General features: G+C 67.1%; 1 protein-coding gene. It reads left to right on the top strand.

Annotation, left to right across the window (positions count from 1 at the left end):
- Positions 1–18: 18 nt before the first annotated feature.
- Positions 19–431: transposase family protein (locus ACFHWY_RS28865; RefSeq protein ID WP_416583383.1), on the top strand; the 413-nt coding region annotated here is incomplete at its 3' end.

Below are 431 nucleotides of genomic sequence, written 5' to 3'. Positions count from 1 at the left end.
TTCTACCAGGCGCTTCTGGTGTTGGTGTGGTTCCGCAAGGGCGAGGACAAGACCACCCTCGCAGCCGGGTTCGGGGTGTCCAGGGCCACCGCCTACCGGTACGTCGCCGAGGCCGTACGCGTCCTCGCGGCGCAGACACCGACCCTGCACGACGCCCTGGCCCAGGTCGCCGCGGACGGCTGGACGCACGTGATCCTCGACGGGAAGCTGTTCGACACCGACCGGATCACCGAAACCACCACCAGCGTCAAGGGCAAGACGATCGACGCCTGGTACTCCGGAAAGCACCGCGACTTCGGCGCGAACATCCAAGCGATCATGCGCCCCGACGGCCTACCAATCTGGACCTCGGACGCGATGCCGGGACACCTTCACGACCTGACCTGCGCGCAGGAGTTGGACATCACCGGTGCGCTCTACCGGGCCGCTTC

It is taken from the genome of Micromonospora sp. LOL_024, assembly GCF_048060415.1.
Classification (GTDB): Bacteria; Actinomycetota; Actinomycetes; order Mycobacteriales; family Micromonosporaceae; genus Micromonospora.
Note: the sequence above shows the minus strand (reverse complement) of the source record. Positions and strands in the feature narration are given on the sequence as shown.